Origin of the sequence: Paramicrobacterium salitolerans (assembly GCF_051513965.1) — a bacterium.
Taxonomy (GTDB): Bacteria; Actinomycetota; Actinomycetes; order Actinomycetales; family Microbacteriaceae; genus Paramicrobacterium.
In genome coordinates this window covers 2,970,747-2,988,708 of the sequence record NZ_CP195847.1, presented here as the reverse complement: position 1 = coordinate 2,988,708, position 17,962 = coordinate 2,970,747, and the positions used below count along the sequence as shown (strand labels likewise).

At 65.8% G+C, this 17,962-nt stretch carries 18 protein-coding genes, 1 pseudogene and 1 riboswitch; of the genes and pseudogenes, 9 read left to right on the top strand and 10 right to left on the bottom strand.

The features are described 5' to 3' along the window. Positions 1-90: 90 nt before the first annotated feature. Entirely contained in the window at positions 91-909 is an 819-nt protein-coding gene (locus tag ACSAGD_RS14390) for a TetR/AcrR family transcriptional regulator (protein WP_437583465.1), read from the top strand. 28 nt (positions 910-937) lie between these two features. Next, the gene (locus ACSAGD_RS14385; RefSeq protein WP_437583464.1) at positions 938-1,465 is read left to right on the top strand and encodes a GNAT family N-acetyltransferase; all 528 of its coding nucleotides are present in this window, start codon (positions 938-940) and stop codon (positions 1,463-1,465) included. Between the two features lie 47 nt (positions 1,466-1,512). Here the strand turns inward: ACSAGD_RS14385 and ACSAGD_RS14380 are convergent, their stop codons facing one another. Both ACSAGD_RS14380 and ACSAGD_RS14375 read right to left on the bottom strand, forming a co-directional pair. Further along, positions 1,513-2,421 (bottom strand): cation diffusion facilitator family transporter, encoded by a 909-nt coding sequence (locus ACSAGD_RS14380; RefSeq protein WP_437583463.1) that lies wholly within the window; start codon positions 2,419-2,421, stop codon positions 1,513-1,515. Between the two features lie 104 nt (positions 2,422-2,525). Further along, positions 2,526-3,257, bottom strand: coding sequence for an NUDIX hydrolase (locus tag ACSAGD_RS14375; protein WP_437583462.1), 732 nt, complete (start codon positions 3,255-3,257; stop codon positions 2,526-2,528). A 128-nt stretch (positions 3,258-3,385) separates the two neighbouring features. Here ACSAGD_RS14375 and ACSAGD_RS14370 point away from each other — a divergent pair. Then, positions 3,386-4,453: pseudogene (locus tag ACSAGD_RS14370) on the top strand (Nramp family divalent metal transporter); the annotation flags it as partial. Positions 4,454-4,570: 117 nt separating this feature from the next. On the opposite strand, the gene ACSAGD_RS14365 reads toward ACSAGD_RS14370, so the two are convergent. Next, positions 4,571-5,143, bottom strand: a complete 573-nt coding sequence (locus ACSAGD_RS14365; RefSeq protein ID WP_437583461.1) for a helix-turn-helix domain-containing protein — start codon at positions 5,141-5,143, stop codon at positions 4,571-4,573. A 160-nt stretch (positions 5,144-5,303) separates the two neighbouring features. On the opposite strand from ACSAGD_RS14365, the gene ACSAGD_RS14360 reads away from it, so the two are divergent. Further along, complete coding sequence (locus tag ACSAGD_RS14360) at positions 5,304-6,290, top strand: NAD(P)/FAD-dependent oxidoreductase (RefSeq protein ID WP_437583460.1); 987 nt, start codon at positions 5,304-5,306, stop codon at positions 6,288-6,290. A gap of 129 nt (positions 6,291-6,419) precedes the next feature. Here ACSAGD_RS14360 and ACSAGD_RS14355 read toward each other — a convergent pair whose 3' ends face one another. The 4 genes from ACSAGD_RS14355 to ACSAGD_RS14340 form a co-directional block, all read right to left on the bottom strand. Continuing rightward, complete coding sequence (locus ACSAGD_RS14355; protein ID WP_437583458.1) at positions 6,420-6,836, bottom strand: pilus assembly protein CpaE; 417 nt, start codon at positions 6,834-6,836, stop codon at positions 6,420-6,422. A gap of 191 nt (positions 6,837-7,027) precedes the next feature. Continuing rightward, positions 7,028-8,212 carry a glycine C-acetyltransferase gene (locus ACSAGD_RS14350; protein ID WP_437583457.1) on the bottom strand — a complete coding sequence of 395 codons (1,185 nt, stop codon included), beginning with the start codon at positions 8,210-8,212 and terminating at the stop codon, positions 7,028-7,030. Further along, positions 8,212-9,255, bottom strand: a complete 1,044-nt coding sequence (tdh, locus tag ACSAGD_RS14345) for an L-threonine 3-dehydrogenase (RefSeq protein WP_437583456.1) — start codon at positions 9,253-9,255, stop codon at positions 8,212-8,214. The genes ACSAGD_RS14350 and tdh overlap by 1 nt, the downstream gene beginning before the upstream one ends. A 55-nt stretch (positions 9,256-9,310) precedes the next feature. Continuing rightward, entirely contained in the window at positions 9,311-10,489 is a 1,179-nt protein-coding gene (locus ACSAGD_RS14340) for a Gfo/Idh/MocA family protein (RefSeq protein WP_437583455.1), read from the bottom strand. Between the two features lie 190 nt (positions 10,490-10,679). Here ACSAGD_RS14340 and ACSAGD_RS14335 point away from each other — a divergent pair, with 190 nt between their 5' ends. Then, positions 10,680-10,967 (top strand): hypothetical protein, encoded by a 288-nt coding sequence (locus ACSAGD_RS14335; RefSeq protein WP_437583454.1) that lies wholly within the window; start codon positions 10,680-10,682, stop codon positions 10,965-10,967. 13 nt (positions 10,968-10,980) lie between these two features. Here ACSAGD_RS14335 and ACSAGD_RS14330 read toward each other — a convergent pair whose 3' ends face one another. The 3 genes from ACSAGD_RS14330 to ACSAGD_RS14320 form a co-directional block, all read right to left on the bottom strand. Then, the gene (locus ACSAGD_RS14330) at positions 10,981-11,835 is read right to left on the bottom strand and encodes an SDR family oxidoreductase (RefSeq protein ID WP_437583452.1); all 855 of its coding nucleotides are present in this window, start codon (positions 11,833-11,835) and stop codon (positions 10,981-10,983) included. A 368-nt stretch (positions 11,836-12,203) separates the two neighbouring features. Next, positions 12,204-13,091: a DUF817 domain-containing protein gene (locus tag ACSAGD_RS14325; RefSeq protein WP_437583451.1), complete on the bottom strand. Its 888-nt coding sequence runs from the start codon at positions 13,089-13,091 to the stop codon at positions 12,204-12,206. A 182-nt stretch (positions 13,092-13,273) separates the two neighbouring features. Further along, complete coding sequence (locus ACSAGD_RS14320) at positions 13,274-13,948, bottom strand: hypothetical protein (protein ID WP_437583450.1); 675 nt, start codon at positions 13,946-13,948, stop codon at positions 13,274-13,276. Positions 13,949-13,976: 28 nt separating this feature from the next. Next, positions 13,977-14,087: riboswitch (SAM riboswitch) on the bottom strand. A gap of 142 nt (positions 14,088-14,229) precedes the next feature. Here ACSAGD_RS14320 and ACSAGD_RS14315 point away from each other — a divergent pair. The 4 genes from ACSAGD_RS14315 (at position 14,230) to ACSAGD_RS14300 (ending at position 17,935) form a co-directional block, all read left to right on the top strand. Continuing rightward, positions 14,230-14,412, top strand: a complete 183-nt coding sequence (locus ACSAGD_RS14315; RefSeq protein ID WP_437583449.1) for a PspC domain-containing protein — start codon at positions 14,230-14,232, stop codon at positions 14,410-14,412. Positions 14,413-14,480: 68 nt separating this feature from the next. Continuing rightward, positions 14,481-15,692 carry a trans-sulfuration enzyme family protein gene (locus ACSAGD_RS14310; protein ID WP_437583448.1) on the top strand — a complete coding sequence of 404 codons (1,212 nt, stop codon included), beginning with the start codon at positions 14,481-14,483 and terminating at the stop codon, positions 15,690-15,692. A gap of 123 nt (positions 15,693-15,815) precedes the next feature. Beyond that, on the top strand, positions 15,816-17,030 hold the full coding sequence (locus ACSAGD_RS14305; protein WP_437583447.1) for a glycosyltransferase: 1,215 nt from the start codon (positions 15,816-15,818) through the stop codon (positions 17,028-17,030). Then, positions 17,027-17,935 (top strand): PIG-L deacetylase family protein, encoded by a 909-nt coding sequence (locus tag ACSAGD_RS14300; protein ID WP_437583446.1) that lies wholly within the window; start codon positions 17,027-17,029, stop codon positions 17,933-17,935. The genes ACSAGD_RS14305 and ACSAGD_RS14300 overlap by 4 nt, the downstream gene beginning before the upstream one ends. Positions 17,936-17,962 lie beyond the last annotated feature (27 nt).

The following is a 17,962-nucleotide window of genomic DNA, read 5'->3' as shown; positions in this document are numbered from 1 at the left end:
TCGGTTTGAGTGTGACACGCTCGAGGCGTTAAAACAAGAGCACTGCTCTCGAACGTTGCCACTGCTCTCGAAATGCGCAAGAGTGGGAGGGTGAGTGATGGCGAGAAAGTGCCAGGGCACGCGAAGACCGCGCGGCAGCGAGCACGTGAACAGATCACCGCTGAGATCATCGCGGCGGCACGGGCCCGACTGCGCGATGAGGGGCCCGCGCAGCTGTCACTCCGGGCGGTGGCCCGTGACGTCGGCATGGTGTCCTCGGCCGTCTACCGGTACGTGACGAGCCGTGACGATCTTCTGACGCTGCTGCTCATCGAGGCATACAACGAGCTCGGTGCCGTGGCAGAGCAGGCGGATGCCGAGGTCGATGACCGCGCCGATACGGCGGCGCGCTGGATGGCGGTGTGCCGCGCGATCCGGCGCTGGGCCCTCGAGCATCCTGGCGACTACGGGCTGCTGTATGGCACGCCCGTGCCCGGCTATGCCGCGCCCCGCACGACGATCGAGCCGGCGACCCGCGCGACGGTTGTCCTTGTGCGAATCGTGGCGGATGCCTATCGCGTCGACCCGTCGCGCGCTCCCGCGCCTCCCGCCCGCGGCGAGGGTACTTCTGAGGCCTCTGTCGCCGAGGCATCCTCCATCTCGAGCGCGCACGAATACCTCGCCCAGGCCGGTCTCGGCGATGCGTTCCCTGACGGATCTGACGGCGTGATGCGCCTGCTGATGGCGTGGTCGTCGATCTTCGGAACGCTCTCATTCGAGATGTTCGGTCACTTCGTCGGGTCGGTCGACGACAGCGCGGCATACTTCGACCAGGCGATGCGTCGCCTCGCGATCGACCTCGGTGTTGCCGACGCAGAGGACTCGGGCCGCAGCCCGCACGCGTCTGGGCGCAGGAATCTCCCGGTTTGACTGCGGCGCCCTGTGAAACCATGGAAGCGTGCATCACCTGGAGACCGATCGCCTGACACTGCGCTCGTGGACCCTCGGCGACGCCGACTTCGTCTTCGACATGTACTCGCGGCTCGAAGTGCGGCGATACATCGGGCACGCTCCCACGGTGATGCAGGAACGCGACGAGGCCGTCAGGCTACTCGAGCGGTGGAGTGAGCTGCAGCATCCTGTTCATCACGTCTGGGCGGTCGAGCGCACCGATGATGAGCAGCTGCTCGGAGCTCTGTTGCTGAAGTCGATTCCCGCCTCGGGCACGGGCGATGCGCCCTCCGGCGACACCGAGATCGGCTGGCACTTCCATCCGCGCGCCTGGGGCCACGGCTACGCGAGTGAGGCGGCTGCGCGCGTTCTCACGCATGCGTGGGATGCCGGTCTCGACCGCGTCGTCGCCGTGACGAACCCCGCGAACACGGCCTCGATGGCCGTCTGCCGACGCATCGGAATGACGCACCTCGGTCAGAGTGACGCCTATTACGACACCGTGTGCGAACTGTTCGAGGCACGGCGACCCTGACCGTGTCGGATGAGGTGCTCCGCGCATCTGCTCGGCAGGGCTGAGGTCTAGAACCTCAGGGACTCCTCGTCGCTGACCGACAGCGACAGAACGGCGGTCTCGATGCCCTCGTGTGACTCCAGCTCACGCTCGAGGCGACGAAGTTCGACGGCGACGTCGTTCTCGCTGTCGTTGCCGACCATGTCGACCTCGGCGACGAGAAACAGGCGCCCCGGACCGACGTACTCGAGGTGCAGATAGGTCACGCGCTCGATGTCGGGGTGGGCGAGCAGCTGCCGTCCGGCCTCTGCGCGGACGGAGCGCGATGATTCCGCGCCGACGAGGAACTGCCGGTTGCGGTCGATCAGAACGATGGCGACGACGCCCAGCAGCACGCCGATCGTGATGGATCCGACGGCATCCCACATCGCTTCGCCCGTGACCTGGTGCAGTGCGATGCTGCCGGCGGCGATGAGGATGCCGAGCAGTGCCGCCGCGTCTTCGGCGAAGACCGCGCGCAGCGTCGCGTCAGAGCTGCGCAGCACGAGCCGGATGGGCGAAGTGCGCGCTTCGCGGGCGCGACGCCGCACCTGCACCGTGGCCTGCGTGAACGAGATGCCCTCGAGAATGAACGCGGCACCGAGCACCAGGTAGGCGATGAGCGGCGATTCGACGGGTTCCGGGTTCGTGAGCTCCTGCACGCCGTGCATGACGGAGACGACGGCGCCGGCCGTGAAGATGCCGAACGCAGCGATGAGCGACCACACGTAGGCCTCACGCCCGTAACCCAGCGGATGACGTTTGTCCTTCGGCTTCGCGGAGCGCTTGTCGGCGACGATGAGGAACACCTCGTTGCCGGCATCCGCCCACGAATGCGCGGCCTCTGCGACCATCGAGGCCGACCCTGTGATGGCCGCAGCGATGGACTTCGCAAGGGCGACGAGCACGTTGGCGGCGAACGCGATGATGACGGTCATGGCACCCCCTCGTGCGAGAAAGGTTACGCCCGTCGGTTCGGCGGGTCACTCCGTGGACAGGTGCGACCCCGGTGTGGCACGGCCGACCGGCGGTAGGCGCGGCTTCAGACCTCGAGTTCGCGTGTCTCGTCCCAGGGCTGCGTCCAGCCGAGCTCGTCGAAGAGTCGCGAAAGCACGACGGCTGTGAAACCCCACAAGAGGGTGTTGGATGCCGCGAGCGTGAAGGCCGGCGCCCGGAACGTGCGTGTGCCGTAGTGCCGCACCGACGTGAGACGATTCGCTGGGTTCAGCAGATCTGCGACGGGAACGCGGAATACGTCGACGGTCTCCGCGTGATCGACAGCTGCGACGCGTGTGGGATGCCGCCACCAGCCGAGCACCGGTGTCACCATGTGGCGGCTCGCCGCGAGTGGCGCGATCGGCAGGGTTCCGAGCACGTCGACGCCCGCGGGGTCGAGTCCCGTCTCCTCTTCCGCTTCGCGGAGCGCAGCTGCGACGGCATCCTCATCGTCTGGCTCGAGCCGACCGCCCGGAAACGAGATCTGTCCCGGATGCGAACTGAGCGTGGCCGCTCTGCGCTGCAGCAGCACATCGAGGTCCGCCGAGATGGGGCCCTCGGGATCGAGTGCGGGAGCGTCGTCGAGCACTCCGAACAGCACCAGCACTGCGGCGGGACGTGCCTCGTCGTCGGCGACTGTCGGCAGAAAGCCGCGCTGCCAGTCGATCGAGCGTGAGCTGAGCCGCTCCAGCTGGTGGCGGGCGGGATGCTGCCCGCCGCTCTGCGTGTCGCGGCGTGTCGAGTCCCCTGCGTTCCGCTGACCGGAAGAACCTGTCATGTCCTCAGCCTATGCGCGAACCGGCCTTCGCCTCCTTGAACCGTGTGCCGCTTTGTGCGTTCTCCCGACCGGTCTTGAGCAGACAAAGTGGCACGCGGTCGCACGGGCAGCGGTCGCGCGGGCAGAGGTCCGGCCGATACGTGCTTGCCTCGGACAAGACGATCTTCGAGGGGTGGCGCACGCTCGGCCGCTGGCCCGTCTGGTACTTCGCGCCGTACATCATCGTCTGGGGCTTCATCTACGGAGCTACGGCCATGGCGACGACCGCGATGCCGCTCGCAGCGCTCTTTCCCGCGGTTCCGCTCAACGTGTTCGCTGTTGCGACGGGCATCCTCGGTCTTGTCTTGGTCTGGTTCAACCGCTACGCCGTCTTCGAGAAGATCACTGCGGTGCTCGTTGGCGTGATGTTCGTCATCATCGTGGGACTCGCGATCATCGCGGCTCCGAGCCTGCCGGGCCTGCTCGCGGGGCTCATCCCGACACTCCCGGAGGGCTCGGTGCTCTACACGCTCGCGATGTCGGGCGGTATCGGCGGAACGATCACACTCGTGGCCTACGGATACTGGCTGCGCGAGAAGGGCTGGTCGCACCCGTCGTGGATGCGTGTGATGCGCATCGACAACACCATGGCCTACGTCATGACGGGCATCTTCGTGGTTGCGATGTTCATCGTGGGGGCAACTGTCGTTGCCGAAGCGGGTGTCACGCTGAGCACTGATTCGAAGGGACTCCTTGAGCTGACCGATGTGCTGCAGGACAAGTACGGGGATGTCATCGGCGTTGCCTTCCTCGTCGGATTCTTCGCCGCGGCATTCTCATCGCTCATCGGGGTGTGGAACGGTGTCTCGCTCGTGTTCGCTGATTTCTGGGCGAACATGCGGGGCAAGAACAGTGAACATCCGGATGCTCGCGAGAACGGCAAGTACTTCAGGTTCTACGTGCTGTGGCTGACGTTTCCGCCGATGCTTCTGCTGCTGCTCGGCAAGCCCATCGCGCTCGTGATCGCGTATGGAGTGCTCGGTGCGCTGTTCCTGCCGTTCCTCGCGATCACACTGTTGCCGCTGCTGAACACTGACCGCGTGCCAACGCAGTGGCGCAACAAGTGGTACACGAACGTGGCGCTCGTCATCACGGCTGTTCTGTTCATTTGCCTGGCGATCTACAAGCTGGGGGACATCGTCATCGGGCTGTTCTGAGTTGCGCGCCTCGTCCCTCGCGCCGTGTGCCAGCGTCTCCCCCCTCGCGTCGTGTGCCACTTTGCGCGTTCTCCCGGCTGGTCTTGAGCAGAGAAAGTGGCGCGATCGAGGGTGCGGTCAGTTTTCGTGGAGATGCGCGCGCTCGCCGTCACGATCGAAGATTGAGACGATCTCGATTGGACCATCAGGTGCCGTGATCGCGTGCGGCACCATCGTCGAGAACTCTGCTGCTTCTCCCGCCGCGATCACATGCGTGTGATCTCCGAGCCGGAGCGTAGCGGTACCTGTGAGCACTGTGAACCAGTCGCTTCCCGGGTGCACCCGCGGCTCATCGCCCGGGTCGAACTCGGGAGTGATGCGCATCTTCACAACCGTGACGCCCTGGCTCTCTCGCGACAGGACCCATGTCGTCCGGCCAGGAGTCTCTTCCGGTTCCGGGCGAATCACCACATCGTCACCATCGGGGGGTTCCACGAGCGCGTCGAGCGAAGTTCCCAGCGCTCGCGCCAGCGTGACGAGCTGGTCGACGGCAATGCGGCGATGTCCGGTCTCGATGCGGCTGAGGGTTGAGGGGCTCATAAAGCAGCGGGCTGCGAGAGACTCGAGCGACCAGCCACGCGCAGTCCGGAGGCCGCGAATTCGGCGGCGAATCAGCACGTCGACATCCGGCTCGACATCATCTTGCTTCATAGGCAAAAGTGTATGCTGGAGAAGCATGACATGTCTACCATGAGTGCATGCTCGCACGCTTCATCTACCGGAGCCGCCGTGCGACTCTCAGGATGCGCATCAACGACACGCGCACCATGACCTCGAGGCTCTGGCCGGCTCCATCACGAAGGAGAAGATCATGACAAGCGATCCCACACCACATTCCACGACTGCGGACGCGGCATCCGCCGTCGACTCACGTGTCGATGTCGCCATCATTGGCGGAGGAGCCGCCGGGCTGAGCGCCGCCGTCGCGCTGTCGCGTTCGCTGCGATCCGTCGTCGTCATCGACGCGGGCGAGCCGCGCAACGCACCCTCATCCGGTGTGCACAATCTGCTCGGGCGCGAGGGCATCTCGCCACGCGACCTCATTGCTCAGGGGCGCGCCGAGGCAGAAGGCTATGGCGCACGGATGCTGTCAGACACAGTCACACACGTCCGACGTGACGGCGGCGATGTTGTGCTCGACCTCGCCGACGGCGATGAGCTGCGTGCTCGCCGCATCCTGTTGGCCACAGGCCTGCGTGATGAGCTGCCCGACGTGCCTGGTCTCGCCGACCTGTGGGGCACCCATGTGCTCCATTGCCCGTACTGTCACGGATGGGAGGTGCGCGGTCAGCGGATCGGTGTGCTCGGCACAACGGCTATGGCGATGCACCAGGTTCAGCTGTTCCGTCAGCTCAGTGAGCACATCACACTCTTCACCCACACGATGCCCGAATTGGCGGACGAGGACTGGGGCACTCTCGCGGCGCTCGGTGTGGAGGTAGTCACGGGCCGCGTCGCCGAGGTGCGGGCGAAGAACGGCGAGATTGACGCGGTCGTGCTCGACGACGGCCATGAGCTCGCGATTGATGCGCTGACGGTGGCGCCGCGCTTTGTCGCGAACGCTGGGCTCTACGAGCAGCTCGGAGGAACGCTGAGCGAGAACCCCATGGGTCTCTTCGTCGAGACGGACTTCGCGGGAAAGACCGACATAGATGGTGTCTGGGCTGCTGGGAACGTGAGTGAACTCGGCGCAGTCGTGGCGGCCGCAGCCGCGCAGGGCCTGATGGCCGGCGGCGCAATCAACGGTGATCTGGTGTTGGAAGAGACGCGTGCGGCGGTCGCTGCACGAGCGGCTTGAGCCGTTCGCAAAGCCGCAACGGTGTGTGCCACTTTGCGCGTTCTCCGCGGGTTGTTTGGGCAGACAAAGTGGCACACGGTCGATGGGGCGAGGAACGATGGGGCGCGGAGGCGAGGGGGAGGGGCGCAGTCAGCGGAGGCTGCGGAGCAAGGCCAAGAGTGCCATTCCGTAGGACTCCGCGGCGTCTTCACTCACGAAGGTCGCAGTATCGTCGCCCACCGTCACAGTGACCTTGTAGTCGATGGCTCTGCCGGCATCCTCACGCTCGAGCATCACGAACGCGGGCCCGAGCATGTCTCGCAACTGGTCTTCGCGGGGGAGCCACACGGCGTCTTCGAGCGCGACCGAGTCGAGCGCCCACTCGGTCGTGCCGTTGAAGCCGAGGATTGTGCCGGTGTCATAGGTGTGCGCTTCGATCGTCATGTCGCTGACGGTGAAGACGTCACCCTCGAACTCGGTGTTGGCTACCTGAAAGGCATCGCCGGAGACGGGAGTCCACCGCAGTCCGGCCTCGCGCAGTTGCTGGGCAAGCGGTGTGGAGATCATGTGGCCCAGTCTGGCATGCCGGTCATCGCGATCGAGCATCCTCAGATTCATGTTTGCTCTGCGCTGCGCATCTCGCTGCAGTTGTACTGCGCTACAGAATCGGGCTTGCGCTACAGGAATTTCTGTAGCGCAAACCCGAACAAATAGCGCGGTTGGGTGAGGAGGCGGGGCGGGGGAGAGGATGCCGTCAGCTACGCGGCGGTGACGGCGTCACGCGCGGCGACGAACGCATCGACGCAGCGCCGCACCTGTTCACTCGTGTGCGCGGCGGAGAGCTGCACACGAATGCGCGCCTTGCCCCGCGGCACGACAGGAAAGCTGAATGGCGTGACGTAGATGCCGTTCGCGTTCATGTGCGCAGCCATATCCACGGCGAGCTTCGCGTCGCCGAGCATCACAGGGATGATCGGGTGCTCACCCGGCACGAGATCGAAACCCGCCTCGGTCATAAGGGAGCGGAACTCGGCGGCGTTCTGCGAAAGCTGAGTGCGCAACTCTGCGGCATCCTCGACGAGATCGAGTGCGGCGAGGGTGCCCGCCACGACCGACGGCGCGAGTGAGTTCGAGAACAGGTACGGGCGCGAGCGCTGACGCAGCAGCCGCACAATCTCACCGCGGCCCGAGACGTATCCGCCGGAAGCCCCGCCAAGTGCCTTGCCGAACGTTCCCGTGTAGACGTCGACGCGCTCGCCGACCCCGCAGAGCTCGGGCGTTCCGCGGCCGTGCTCGCCGATGAACCCCGTCGCGTGCGAGTCGTCGACGATCACGAGCGCGTCGTACTTCTCCGCGAGATCGCAGATGCCTTCGAGTGGGGCAATGTGTCCGTCCATGGAGAACACGCCGTCGGTCACGATCGCACGGAACCGAGCATCGGATGCCGCCCGGAGCCGCCCCTCGAGGTCGGCGAGGTCGCGGTTGCGGTAGCGCATCCGCCGAGCCTTGCAGAGTCGGATGCCGTCGATGATCGACGCGTGGTTGAGCTCATCGGAGATGATCGCGTCGTCCGGGCCGAGCAGCGCTTCGAAGAGTCCACCGTTCGCGTCGAAGCACGATGAGAAGAGAATCGTGTCCTCTGTGCCGAGAAACGTCGACATGCGCCGCTCGAGTTCGAGGTGCTGCGTCTGGGTTCCGCAGATGAAGCGCACGCTGGCCATGCCGAAGCCCCATTCGTCCAGCGCGTGCTTTGCGGCATCCCGAATCGCCGGATGATCGGCGAGCCCCAGATAGTTGTTCGCACAGAAGTTCAGCACGTCGCGCCCGTCCGTCTCGACGAGAGCGCCCTGCGCCCCCGCGATGCCGTGCTCGCGCTTGGTGAGTCCGGCCTCCTCGATGCCGGCGAGTTCGCTCTCGAGGTGCTGCTTGATCGATCCGTACATCAGATCTCCGTCCAGTCCATGACGACCTTGCCGCCCCCGGCGTTCGCTGCCGTGTCGAATGCGTCGCGCCAGTCGCGGGCGTCGAAGCGGTCAGACACGATCGAGCTGATGGATGCCGCGAGAGTCTCGCTGCTCTGCAGCATCGCCGTCATCGCATTCCACGTGTCGAACATCTCGCGACCGTAGATGCCCTTGAGGGTGAGCATCCGCGTGACGACCTGGCTCCAGTCGATGGCGAAGGGCTCCGAGGGAAGACCAAGCATGGCGATGCGTCCGCCGTTGTTGATGTTCTCCACCATCTGGCGAAGGGCCGCAGGTGCGCCGCTCATCTCGAAGCCGACGTCGAATCCTTCGTGCATGTCGAGTGAGGTGAACGCGTCGTGGATCGACTCGTTCGCAGGGTTGATCGCACGATCGGCACCCATGGAGATCGCGAGTTCGAGTCGTTCATCGCTCACGTCGGTCGCCACGATGTAGCGCGCGCCGATGTGACGTGCGATGGCGATGGCCATCAGACCGATGGGTCCGCAGCCTGTGATGAGAACGTCTTCGCCGACCACGGGATACGAGAGCGCCGTGTGCACGGCGTTGCCCAGCGGATCGAAGATGGCCGCGACGTCCTTGTCGATATCGGTCGGGTGGGTCCAGACGTTCACGCCGGGCAGCGTGATGTATTCGGCGAAGGCGCCGTTGCGGTTGACGCCGATTCCCTGAGTTCGGATGCACATCTGCCGACGTCCTGCCCGACAGTTGCGGCAGACGCCGCAGACGATGTGGCCCTCGCCCGAGACGAGATCGCCGACGCTCACCCCTTTGACCAGATCGCCGACGTCGACGACTTCGCCGCAGAACTCGTGACCGGGAATGAGCGGTTGTGCGACAGCGGAGGCGGCCCAGTCGTCCCACCGCAGAATGTGCAGGTCGGTTCCGCAGATGCCGGTTCTCAGCACGCGGATCTTCACTTCGTCGTGCGCGGTTTCGGGTTCCGGTCTGTCGACGAGTTCGAAGCCGGCCTCGGCGCGCGGTTTGTAGAGGGCCTTCATTGGCTTCCTCTCCTTTCCCTTGTGGGGCAGAAAGAACGGGATCGTGTCCCGTCCGTTATTGTGCCTGGCGGGAGGGCTGTCCCGCATCGAAATACGCGGCCACAGCGGCATCCACTGGCGGAATCGCAAGCGTTTCGCCTGCGCCGCGTAAAGATTGCGTCGCAATCACTCCTGTTGCAACAGCGTTGCGGGCGGCCACGGGGGAGGTCGTCGTCTCTCCGCCCTCGCGTGCGAAGCGCAGAAACTCGGCGACCATGAGGGCGTCGGCACCGCCGTGACCGCCCTCCGCCTCGGGGACGATGTGCGTCTCGTCCGGGCTGCCGGAGGTGCGCAGTCGGTGTGTCCACACCCCGACCTCGGAGCCCGACTCGTCGCCGAAGTTCTCGAGGCGGCCGTGGGTTCCGATGACGGTGTAGTTGCGCCAGTAGTCGGGGGTGAAGTGGCACTGCTCATATGACGCGAGAACGCCGTCGCCGAGACGCATGTTCACCTGCGAGATGTCTTCGATGTCGATGACCGGGTTGAGTCCGGTCTGCTCTGTCGGAGGCCAGTTGTCCAGGCTGAACCAGTCGCCCATGAGCTCGCCCGAGCGGTCTCGGCGGTCGGTGATGTCGCCGTAGACGGAGAGCTCGCCCATCGCCTGCACCTGCTGGCTGTAGCGACCGGCCAGCCAGTGGATGACGTCGATGTCGTGGGCGCCCTTCTGCAGAAGCATCCCCACTGACTTATCACGCTCGGCGTGCCAGTCTTTGAAATAGTAATCTCCGCCATGTCCGACGAAGTGACGGCACCAGACCGCCTTCACCTCGCCGATCGTGCCGCGCGAGATGATGTCGCGCATGAGCGTGATCACCGGCATGTGTCGCATGTTGTGGCCGACGTAGAGCCGGCTGCCCGTGCGGTATGCGGCGGCGAGAATGGCGTCGCAGTCAGCGATGCTCGTTGCGAGAGGCTTTTCGCTGAAGACCGTGAGGCCTGCTTCGAGGGCCGGGATCGCCGTGCGTGCATGTACGTCGTCCGGTGTGAAGACCATGGCGACGTCGAGATCGAGTGAGAGCAGTTCGTCGAGGTCGGCGGTGATGGTGGCGTCAGGGTAGCGGGATGCCGCGGCGACGCGACCTCGTTCGGTCACGTCGCACACGGCGACGACGCGGCTGCCCTCACCGGGGCGGTGTGCCTCGCGGGCGAGGCTCGCTCGCATGCCGTGTCCGATGATGCCGATTCTGAGATCCATGGGTTCTGTGCTCCTTGTGGGTTGAGCGTCGAGCGACGCTCCTCTCGAATTGTCGTCACGCGTGGGAAATGAGCGCAAATTCACTCACCCGAAGTGAGCGTTAGAAGGGACTCCTGGCCGCACGTACCGCGAGGAGCAGGGTTTGGCAATGCCCTGACGCCGCGGCATCCTGCAGGCCTACCGTGGCCGCATGACACACAGCGACTATGACCACCAGAGGAAAGAGGAACGCTCCGGCCACGGCCTCAGCGATGACGAGCAGGAGGCCAAGGACACCCGGTACACCCCGGGGAGCGAAAAGGAGCAGGAGTACAAGCAGCGCGACCCCGTGCCCGACACCATCGACGACGACATCGACCAGAACGTCGACGTCGCACCGGGAACAGGCGGGCCAGACGATCCGGGCGATGTGGACGTCGACCCCGACGAACTCAAGCGCCCCACCGAGGACCCGAAGGACCGCAAGGACTCAGAGTGAGAGCGAAGCGACCTCAGCCTTCGCGCCACACGTCTGATGTGATGTGGGAGCCGCCCTGCGGTCCCATCTGAAGCATCCCGCCATCGATGATGATCGAAACACCGGTGATGTAACTGGATGCCGGTGAGGCGAGGAACCCGATGAGAGCCGCGACCTCTCGCGCATCGCCCGGCCGCCCCAAGGGCACTCCGGGCCGGTGCTTCCGGTGCGGATCCTCGTCTTCCTGACCGGTCATGGGCGTCGCGATCTCGCCGGGCGCCACCGCATTCACGGTGATTGCGTACTCTCCGAGCTCGAGCGCAGCGGTCTTCACCAGACCGCCGAGCCCGTGTTTCGCAGCATCGTAGGCGCTCGAGCCAACGCGCGGCTGGTGTTCGTGCACACTCGTCGTCGCGATGATTCGCCCACCCGTCGCCTGCTCGATCATGCGGCACGCTGCACGCTGGATGACCACGAACGGCCCATCGAGATCCGTCGCTACGATGTGTCGCCACCGCTCGAGACTCATGCGCACGAGCTTCTCGTTCGCACCCGTTCCCGCATTGTTGACGAAGACATCGATGCCGCCCAGCTCGTCGATGAGAGCATCGACGATGTCTCCGCAGGCATCCAGATCGCTCGTATCGAGATGCACGACGACCGCTCGCCTTCCGTACGAACGCACCTCTTCCGCCGTCTTCTCGGCGCCCTGCTCATCGCGATGCCAGGTGATGCCGACGTCCATTCCCGCTGCCGCGAGAGCCACGGCGGTCGCCCGGCCGATGCCGGAGTCCGATCCGGTCACGATTGCGCGCCGCGGGTTGAATCCGCGGGTGTCGAACGGGTTGGGTGCGCGTCGGCGCTCGGCTGCGTCGTGCTGCTCGCTCATCGGTCTGCCCTCCGTGACCTCTGGGTGGTGTCTGACCATCAAACGGGCAGCGGCAGAACGCGACAAGCCCCTTGCGAGAGCGTTCGCAGATTCGTAGGGGCGGATGCGTCAGGCGAAGCGCGCCGGACGCACGAAGTCGAGCTCGAGCGACTGCTCCTCGGCGAGCACGTCACGCGCGAGCACCTCGCCGAGCGCGAGGCAGTGCTTGAATGCGTGGCCGCTGTCGCCACCGGCGATGAAGACACTGCTCTCCCTTCCCCTCTCCCACCGCGCTATTTGTTCGGGCTTGCGCTACAGAAATTCCTGTAGCGCAAGCCCGAACAAATAGCGCGGCGATAGGGGGTGTGCCGGGCGGACCGTGGATGGGGTCAGGATGCCGGCACGGACGCCGCTGCCACGGCATCCGGCCTGCGCGGCGGGTACACCCACGTCACCAGCACGACCGAGATGATCATAAGCAGGAACCACGACACGAGCTTCGAGATCGAGACCAGCTGCCAGCCGTCGACCTGGCCGGGGTACAGCCAGGCGCCGCTGTAGGTTCCGATGTTCTCGGCGAGCCAGATGAAGAACGCGACGAGCGCGAAGGCGACGACGAGCGGCATGCGCAGCGTGTGCCGGAACACCCGGAAGTGCATCGTGCAGAACCCGAAGGTGAGCAGCACGGCGGCGAGCAGCATCCACCTCAGATCGAGCATGAAGTGGTGCGAGAAGAAGTTGACGTAGATCGCAGCAGCGAGAATGGCGGTGAGCCACACCGGTGGGTAGCGTGTGAATCGCAGGTCGAACAGGCGATACACACGCACCATGTACGAACCCACCGCGCCATACATGAAGCCGGTGAACAGCGGCACACTCAGAATGCGAAGCACGCCGCCCGGATCGTAGGCCCACGATCCGACATCGGTCTTGAACAGCTCCATCGCCGTGCCGACGACATGGAACAGCACGATCACGCGCAGCTCGCGCCAGGTCTCGAGTCCGCTCCAGACCATGACGATCTGAATGACGACGGCCGCGATCGTCAGAGCGTCGTTGCGGGCGAGAACGGCGTCGTCGGGGTACCAGAGGCGAGCCGCGAAGATCACCGCGAGCAGCACTCCGCCGAAGATGCACGCCCACGCCTGCTTGGCGCCGAACACCAGAAACTCGATGAGCGCACCCCACGCGCGGCTGTCGGGCGCACGGTCGATGAGCCGCTTCGCGGCGTCGTCGATGCGCCGCTCGAGCGACGTCAGATCAGGGCGCAGTGCCATGACAGGAGGGTAGCCGTGGTTTGCTGAAGGACTGCCGGATGACGTGAGGGTGCGGTCTGCGGTCGAGAGTGCCTGCCGCGGCGCGCACTATTGACCGCAGACCGCACTGTGAAGGTCAGTGCTGGTCGCGGAACGCTCTCCCCGGTGCGGACCGCCCCGGCGCGGCACTCAGCGGAGGCTGTTCAGCGGAGGCTGTCGAGCACGACGGTCGCCTCGATCACCGGGTCGGCGCCCGAGGCGACACGCTCCGCCCAGTCCGTCCAGTGCTCGGCACGAAGACGCGTGTATGGAAGAGCGTGCGTGGGGTGTGCGCCGCGCTCCTCGTCGTGAAGCGGGTGGGCAGGATGCCTCAGGAGCGTGGCGTCCTCGAGCGCGGCCGCGAGTGCGCGGTACCGGTCGGGTGTGAAACCGGCATCCGACCACTCGACGATGTCGCGCTGAACCCAGCTCGGCAGTGGCGCGCCGTCGCGCAGGCACTGATCAGCAGCTCGACGTTCGAAGACGCCGACGACCTGCGGAGCCAGTGCCGCGAAGGCATCCGCCCACGCGTGCTGCTCGTCGACGGCGATCTCTCGTGGCGCCTCGGCGACGTCGAAGACCTCGGTTGTCGGATGCCCGTCGAGCACGACGATCCGCAGCGGCGCGGTCGGGCCGCCACGTTGTGCCGTCGTGCTTCGGCGCGGCTGCGAATCTGTCCTCGCGGAGCGCGCCGACGGCAGCGACGGCAGCGCGGCGGTGGGTTGAGCGCCGAAGGGCGGGGTCGTCCGTCGCACCGCGTTCGGTGACGTCGCAACGAGTGACGCTGATCCGAACGGCGCAGCGCCAGACGTGCGGTGAGCGGGAGTCGCGTGAAACATCTCGTCTCTCTTCCCGGAGGCATGAGCCTCCATCGACTTGCGCCGGTCTGCCGACGCCGGTTCTCCCCCTGGGGCACCCCAGTCGATGGACAGGGTTGCCGTGCAGCCGGCCAGGTACCGAAAGCTGCATCTCGTGAACCTGAAGACACTGTAAGCACGCTTGCGGCATCCGAACCGAATATGACGTGAGGCTCATACCGTGGTCGTGTCGTGCTCCCTCCCAGGTCTGATTTCGGGCGAAAATTCGTGCGGATGCCGGTGGCGCGACGCATGATGATGACATGACGAATCTGTATCGCCCACGACGGGGCCGCGTCATCGCCGGTGTCTGTGCGGCACTGGCGATGCGCTTCAACATGAGACCGACGACCGTGCGGCTGCTGGCCATCCTGAGCTGTCTGCTTCCGGGGCCGCAGTTCGTGATCTACATCGTGATGTGGATCGTGGTGCCGAGCGAGCGCTGAGCCGCGGCATCCGCTTCACCTTCCGTAATACGGGAGGCGATGGCGTCTGCCGGTCGTAGCGTTGAAGAATGACCACGCGACCTGATTCCCATGACCCTTCGACGCTCTCGTTTCAGACGCAGGCTGTGCATGCGGGCAACCGGGTCGACGAGGGGTCGAAGGCGATTCGCACGCCGATCGTGATGGCGAATTCGTATGCCCTTCCGTACGATCCGTCGTCGCTGAGCTGGTCGAACACCGACACCAAGACATACACACGCAACACGGGCACCAATCAGGAGGCCCTGCAGCACAAACTCGCCACGCTCGAGGGTGGGGAGGATGCCGTCGTACTCGCCTCCGGAGTGGCGGCGCTCCACGGGGTCTTCTTCTCTTACCTGTCGAGCGGCGATCACGCGGTGGTCGGAGACGTCACCTACGAGGCGATCTGGAAGCTGTTCACCGATCTGCTGCCGGTGAAGTACGGCATCGAGGCGACGTTCGTCGATTCGAGTGATCCGGATGCCGTTCGGGCGGCGATCCGGCCGAACACGAAGCTTGTGCACGTCGAAGCCATCGGCAACCCCACGACGAAGGTCACCGACATCGCGGCGATCGCCGAGATCGCACACGCGGCGGGGGCTCTGCTGACCGTCGATTCGACGTTCACGCCACCGCCCCTGCTTCGCCCGCTCGAACTCGGTGCCGACCTCGTGGTGCACTCGCTCACGAAGTACATCAACGGCCACGGTGACGCGATGGGCGGAGCGGTCATCGGCAGTGCTGAGCTCGTCGCGAAGATCAAGGCGGAGGCGATGGTCGACGTCGGCGGAACGATTTCGCCGTTCAATGCGTGGCTCATCACGCGCGGGTCGGTGACGTTGCCTCTGCGGCTGCGTCAGCACCTGGCGAACGCGGAGGTCGTTGCGCGGCACCTCGAGGCGGATCCGCGGGTCGCGTACGTGGCGTATCCGGGGCTGGAGTCGCATCCGCAGCACGAACTGGCGAAGCGTCAGTTCGGAGACCGTGGCTTCGGCGGTGTGCTGGCGTTCGCCGTCGATGGCGATCCTGACACGCAGAACCGGTTCGTCTCCAATCTGCGGCTCGTGACCTCTGCCGTCTCGATCGGGCATGACGAGTCGCTCATCGTGCACGTCGGAACGACGGGGCCGCGAGTGCAGTACTATCCGGATGAGTTCAAGACGTACGGCCACCTGCGCTTCTCGGTCGGTCTTGAGGATCCGGCAGACATCATCGCCGACCTGGATGCCGCGCTGGACGCCACCTTCGGCCCGCGCTAGCCTCCCTCTCCTCCCACCGCGCTATTTGTTCGGGCTTGCGCTACAGGAATTTCAGTAGCGCACGTCCGAAACTGCAGCGCAGTGAGTACAAGGGTGCACAGATCCGCGCACTACCCTTGAGTCATGTCACTCCGACTCGCTCTCGTGAGCCTGCACACGTCGCCGGGCGATGACCCGGGCACCGGCGATGTCGGAGGCATGAACGTCGCCGTCAAGCACACCGCACTCGCGCTCGCCGAACTGGGCCACAACGTGGAGGTGCTGACGCGCCGCACATCCGCGACGACGCCGGATGCCGTGCGTCTGGCCCCCGGCGTCACGCTGCGTCAGATCCACGCCGGTCCGGCCGAACCGCGCATCAAGGCCGACCACGAACAGTACATCGACGAGTTCGCCGATGCGCTGCGCCACCTTGGCCCCTACGACATCATCCACTCGCACCACTGGTTCAGCGGAATGGCCGCCCTCGAGCTGGCGCACCACCACGGCATCCCGCACGTGCAGAGCTTCCACTCGATCGCCGCTGCGCAATCGACCCCGCTGTCAGAGGGCGAACGCCCCGAGTCACCCGGGCGCCTGGACGGCGAAGCGCGTCTCGCCCGAGAATCCGACGCCATCGTGACGGTCAGTGATGCTGAGCGTGAAACCGTGGTCGGACGCCTCGGCGCAGAGCCGACGCGCGTGTTCACGGTGCAGCCCGGCGTCGACGCGGAGCAGTTCGCGCCAGCGGAGCTTCCTGGTTCATCACCACAACACGCGGATGCCGTCACACACGGCGCCGGTTACCTTGCCGCCGCCGCACGCCTCGAACCGCTCAAGGGCCTTGACCTGGCGATCGAGGCGCTCGCCGAGTTGCCGTCATCCCTGCGCCCCGACCTCATCGTCTCGGGAGGGGCGACGAGCGGCTACGACGCCTACCCGGACGAACTGCGCGCCCTGGCCGATCGGCTGGGGGTCGGCGGACGGGTGCACTTCATCGGCCCGCAGACCCGTGACGCGCTCGCGGACCTGCTGCGCGGCGCGAGCCTTGCTCTCGTGCCATCGCACTCGGAGACCTTCGGGCTCATCGCGCTCGAAGCGCAGGCGTGCGCGACGCCGGTGGTCGCAGCGGATGCCGGCGGGCTGCGTGAGGCGGTGGTCGACGGCGTCACGGGCATCGTCGTGCCCGTGCGCGAGCCGGGCGCATGGGCGGGTACGATCTCGACACTGCTGCGTGACAGCGCTCGACGCGCGGAGCTCGGCGCTGCGGGACGCCAGCGAGCGCTCGAGTTCACATGGGGGCGCACGGCGCGCGCGACGGTTCAGGTGTACGAGAACCTGCTCGGGAGGTCCGCGTGAGCGGCGGTCGGATGCCGGCAGGCACAGCGGCTCGTGGAGCGCCAGACGGAACATCGAACGGGGCCGCCGCAGACCGAACAGCGTCGCCCACGTGGCCTGACGCGCAGCACGTCGTATTCGTGCACGCGCACCCCGATGACGAGACGCTGGCCACAGGCGCTCTCATGGCCGAGCTCGTCGACCGCGGAGTGACGGTCACCCTCGTGACCTGCACGCGCGGTGAACGGGGCGAAGTGGTCGCCGGCCCGCTGTCGCACCTCGAGGGGACAGCCGAGTTCGCCGCTCATCGCGAGACGGAGCTGGCGGGTGCACTCGGGGTGCTCGGTGTCACGCGACACGTCTGGCTCGGCATGCCTCCGGCGCGCGCGGCGGGGTCTGAGGCACGTGTGTACGAAGACTCCGGCATGCGTTGGGTGCGTGAGGGTCTGGCGGGGCCAGCAGAGGATGCCCCGGCGAACGCGCTCACCTCCATGGACACGGCTGGCGAGGTGGCGGACCTTGTCACGCTGCTGCGAGCACTCGAGAACGCCGGCGACGCCAGCGCACCAGCGCCCGATCTGGTCGTCAGCTACAACGAGATCGGTGGCTACGGGCACCCGGATCACGTTCGCGCGCGCGAGATCGCTCACAAGGCCGCGCAGCTCTGCGGCATCCGTTTTGCTGAAATCATCAGCGACCGCTCGACCATCGATGAAGCTCGGGATGCCGGCGAGCCAGCCGTCTGGTACGACCTCGATCAGCGACTCGACCAAGTAAAACGTGCACTGGCACACCATGCCTCGCAGGTGACGGTTTCCGGAGACGACGTTGTGCACTCGGGTGGGCAGCGGACTCCGATCGAGACGTCGGTGGGACTCCGACTGGTGGAGGAGTTTCCGGTTTCGCGACCGGCGAGTATCGGTTAGCCTTACCTAAGTGCTGTTCGGCACGTG

Coding starts and splice junctions, on each gene's coding strand:
- ACSAGD_RS14380 (WP_437583463.1), bottom strand. CDS start 2,421: ATGACCGTCATCATCGCGTTCGCCGCCAACGTGCTCGTCGCCCTTGCG.
- ACSAGD_RS14375 (WP_437583462.1), bottom strand. CDS start 3,257: ATGACAGGTTCTTCCGGTCAGCGGAACGCAGGGGACTCGACACGCCGC.
- ACSAGD_RS14365 (WP_437583461.1), bottom strand. CDS start 5,143: ATGAAGCAAGATGATGTCGAGCCGGATGTCGACGTGCTGATTCGCCGC.
- ACSAGD_RS14360 (WP_437583460.1), top strand. CDS start 5,304: ATGACAAGCGATCCCACACCACATTCCACGACTGCGGACGCGGCATCC.
- ACSAGD_RS14355 (WP_437583458.1), bottom strand. CDS start 6,836: ATGATCTCCACACCGCTTGCCCAGCAACTGCGCGAGGCCGGACTGCGG.
- ACSAGD_RS14350 (WP_437583457.1), bottom strand. CDS start 8,212: ATGTACGGATCGATCAAGCAGCACCTCGAGAGCGAACTCGCCGGCATC.
- tdh (WP_437583456.1), bottom strand. CDS start 9,255: ATGAAGGCCCTCTACAAACCGCGCGCCGAGGCCGGCTTCGAACTCGTC.
- ACSAGD_RS14340 (WP_437583455.1), bottom strand. CDS start 10,489: ATGGATCTCAGAATCGGCATCATCGGACACGGCATGCGAGCGAGCCTC.
- ACSAGD_RS14335 (WP_437583454.1), top strand. CDS start 10,680: ATGACACACAGCGACTATGACCACCAGAGGAAAGAGGAACGCTCCGGC.
- ACSAGD_RS14330 (WP_437583452.1), bottom strand. CDS start 11,835: ATGAGCGAGCAGCACGACGCAGCCGAGCGCCGACGCGCACCCAACCCG.
- ACSAGD_RS14325 (WP_437583451.1), bottom strand. CDS start 13,091: ATGGCACTGCGCCCTGATCTGACGTCGCTCGAGCGGCGCATCGACGAC.
- ACSAGD_RS14320 (WP_437583450.1), bottom strand. CDS start 13,948: ATGTTTCACGCGACTCCCGCTCACCGCACGTCTGGCGCTGCGCCGTTC.
- ACSAGD_RS14315 (WP_437583449.1), top strand. CDS start 14,230: ATGACGAATCTGTATCGCCCACGACGGGGCCGCGTCATCGCCGGTGTC.
- ACSAGD_RS14310 (WP_437583448.1), top strand. CDS start 14,481: ATGACCACGCGACCTGATTCCCATGACCCTTCGACGCTCTCGTTTCAG.
- ACSAGD_RS14305 (WP_437583447.1), top strand. CDS start 15,816: ATGTCACTCCGACTCGCTCTCGTGAGCCTGCACACGTCGCCGGGCGAT.